Consider the following 3,521-nt stretch of genomic DNA (forward strand, 5'->3'; position numbering starts at 1 on the left):
AAAGAAGACATTCTAGAACTAATGAGCTTGGCTAATTCAAAAAGAGAAAGCAATTTTGTCACATATTCTAAAAATGTGTTCATCCCACTTACAAAAATATGTAGGAATGACTGCGGCTACTGTGCATTCAAACAAAGCCCGGATGATCCAGATGCAATCATATTGATGGAGAAAGAGAAAGTCTTGTCCACATTAAAGGAAGCTGAAAAATATGGCTGTAAGGAAGCCTTGTTTACAATAGGTGAAGATGCAGATACAGAACCTGCTGTAAAGGCAAAATTAGACAAGTTAGGCTATGAAAACATGGTAGATTACATTTACGACATCTGCAAAATGACTGCTGAGGAAACAGAGTTATTCCCACATACAAATGCAGGAAACTTCTCATATGAAGATATGAAAAGATTAAAGGAATACAATATCTCAATGGGAATGATGCTTGAAAATTCATCAGATAGATTAATGAACACCATAGCACATGAAAAAAGTCCTGGAAAAGATCCTAAATTGCGTATTGAAACTATAGAAAATGCTGGAAAACTCAATATTGCATACACAACTGGAATATTGATTGGAATCGGCGAAACAAGAGAAGAAATAGCTGATTCATTGCTAAAAATAAAGGAGATTTGTGACAAGTATGGTAACATTCAAGAAGTGATCATTCAAAACTTCACAGTAAGTCCGGGAATAGAAATGGAGAACTACGAAGAGCCAAGCCTTTTAGAAATGGTTAGAACCGTTGCAGCTGCTCAACTGCTTTTCGATGAGGATGTTTCAGTTCAGGTCCCACCAAATTTGAACTATGAAACCAGTCAGATTTTCCTTCTCTGCGGTACTGATGACTGGGGCGGAGTATCCCCGCTTAGTGAAGATTATATAAACCCCTCATCTCCATGGCCAACTCTTGACAAACTGGAAAAGCTGACTAATGATGCAGGATACGAATTAAAAGAAAGGTTGGCAATATATAAAAAATACATAAATGAAAAATATATCGAAAATCCAGTTTTATTGGAAAAAACAAAAAGAGCACAAGAAGAGATTAACTCCAATTAATCTCACTTCCTATTTTTAATACTCACAAATGAAAAAAAAAAGTTTTGGTCCAGGTTTTACGAGCCGAAGGCGAGTAAAAGCTGGATTATAAAAAGATTCTACCTAATTTTAAAAGTGATTTTGGATCTGCTTTGATAACCAATTTAACCAATTCACTTGTGGTTACCTTATCAAATTCCATTTCCTTGAATTTATGAGCTATCTTATTGATTCCTTCATCATCCAAAGTCCATAGATACTCAGTGACTTTAGTGTATTTTTGCATTTCACTGCCCATTTCATCCAAGTATAACTTTTCATATTTTTTTAGGAAATTCTTGGAACAGTCCCCTGATTTAATGGCTTCTACAGCAACTTCACCAGCGAATCTGCCACCTAACATACCATTGGTTATTCCCCCACCGGTTAGTGGATTTACTTGACTAGCAGCATCTCCACAAAGCATGATATTGTCACCGTACATTTCCTTGACAAGACCGCCTACAGGGTCTCCGCCTGCATTCAATTCAACTGCTTGAGCCTCTTGAGTTGCATAACAATTGTCTACAGCATCAACAAGGTATTCATAAGCTGGTTTGTCTGCCATATTTGTAATGATTCCGAGACCTGCATTTACAACATCTCCACCTTTAGGGAAGAGCCAGAAATAACCTCCTGGAGCTACACTACCAAAATAGAACTCCAAATAATCATTCCTTTCCATTTTGACATTGCACATTTCGAACTGTACACCCGCCACCATATGCTGAGGCTTGATATATGCATCCAATCCAGCCCATTTAGCCACATGACTTTCGGGACCATCTGCACCAATTATGATTTTTGCATGGATATCGAAGATTTCACCCATGGATTCACAGGTAACAATGAATGTTCCATCTTCTTCTCTTTTAAGACCTTTGGCTTGGGTTTTAATTTTAATTTGTGCACCTTCCCTGGCAGCTTCCATTGCCATATGCTTATCAAAGACCTTACGTTCCAATACATAACCTGCATCAGGCAAATCGATTTGGTCCTCACTAAGCCATACATCAGTGCCGTCAGGAGCAACGAATCTTACACCACGAATTTCATTGGTAATCCAATGAGGATCCGCTTCAAGGTCCAATTTTTCAAAAATCCTTTTTGAAACCCCTTCAGCACATCTTTTAGGAAATCCAATTTCAGATTTCTTATCTATAATAATTACATCTACTCCGCCTTTAGCTGCAAATCTTGCAGCTGAAGAACCGGCAGGTCCGCCACCAATTACCAATACATCAGTCTCAATCATAATAATTCATCCTACTATAATATAATTATGGCAAATGATTATAAAAAATTTTTTACTTAATCCTCGCATCCAATACTATATGCTCTACACCAGGAGCATATCTTTTAATCTTTTGAATATTCAAAACTTCAACTTCCCTCTCACCACACTCAAAAGCAGCTTGCTTCACTCTTTCGTATGGACGGGTTTCAATTAGCTTATCAGGAACAGTTTCATGATAATGGATTATGCCACCATCCTTGACACATTCCATAGCAGGCCGCAAGAAGTGATGGGTTGTCTTGACATATCCCATCAATACCCGATCTGCAGAATATTTAGGAGCCTCTACAGCACAATCCCCTAAAATAGGAACCATCCTGTCATATTCGGCCTTTTCATTAATTTTATTCAATTCAATGTTATTTTTCAAGAAATGATAGGAATTTGGATTTATTTCAATTGAATAGATTTGCTTTGCTTGGCTATGAACACCAATTGGAATGGAAAAATAGCCGATTCCGGCAAACATATCCACTACAGTTTCGCCTTTGCCAACCAATTTGGCAATTCTGAGTCTTTCATTGTTGTTTCCTTTGGCCCACATCACTTTAGATAGGTCAAGATTAAAGAGACATCCATTTTCCTTATGAATTGTTTCTGTCTCATTTCCATATAAAAGACTTATGGTAGGCTCTCTTTTCTGCCCTTCAATCTGATCAATTTTAATGATGGATTTGACATTATGGCGAGCCGCAATGGATTCCAAATTATCTGAAATTCCCTCATCAAACTTGCTGTCCGCAATGGATTCCAAATTATCTGAAATTCCCTCATCAAACTTGCTGTCCACTATTAAAATATCTCCAATCTTCTTCCATTTCAAAAAATCACCAAGAAAAATATAAAAAATCATAGCATTTATTCAATAATTATACTTTATCTTAATAAAATAAAATATTTTTGTAAATAACTATCTAAAAATACTCAAATAACTCCAAAATAATCTCCTAAAAACTTAACAAAATCAACCGTTTAATGAAAATAATGAAAAAACATTAAAAATAATCAAACTAAATTAAACCAAATTAAAATAAATCCAAACTAAATCCAAACTAAATCCAAACTAAATTAAAAACATTTATATAATACAAAATTAATAATAAATGTAAATACATTAAAATAAATTAAAGTTATTAAAATCAATATT

3 protein-coding genes are annotated in these 3,521 nt (G+C 35.4%); 1 reads left to right on the plus strand and 2 read right to left on the minus strand.

The features are described from left to right. The first annotated feature begins 9 nt into the window (after positions 1-9). Complete coding sequence (gene cofG, locus ACKI67_RS05975) at positions 10-1,059, plus strand: 7,8-didemethyl-8-hydroxy-5-deazariboflavin synthase subunit CofG (RefSeq protein WP_407462529.1); 1,050 nt, start codon at positions 10-12, stop codon at positions 1,057-1,059. A gap of 85 nt (positions 1,060-1,144) precedes the next feature. Here the strand turns inward: cofG and ACKI67_RS05980 are convergent, their stop codons facing one another. Next, positions 1,145-2,332, minus strand: a complete 1,188-nt coding sequence (locus ACKI67_RS05980; protein ID WP_407462526.1) for an NAD(P)/FAD-dependent oxidoreductase — start codon at positions 2,330-2,332, stop codon at positions 1,145-1,147. Between the two features lie 52 nt (positions 2,333-2,384). Beyond that, positions 2,385-3,197 carry a class I SAM-dependent methyltransferase gene (locus ACKI67_RS05985; RefSeq protein WP_407462527.1) on the minus strand — a complete coding sequence of 271 codons (813 nt, stop codon included), beginning with the start codon at positions 3,195-3,197 and terminating at the stop codon, positions 2,385-2,387. Positions 3,198-3,521: the final 324 nt, after the last annotated feature.

Origin of the sequence: Methanobrevibacter sp. (genome assembly GCF_045577275.1) — an archaeon.
GTDB lineage: Archaea > Methanobacteriota > Methanobacteria > Methanobacteriales > Methanobacteriaceae > Methanobrevibacter.

Coding starts and splice junctions, on each gene's coding strand:
- ACKI67_RS05980 (WP_407462526.1), bottom strand. CDS start 2,332: ATGATTGAGACTGATGTATTGGTAATTGGTGGCGGACCTGCCGGTTCT.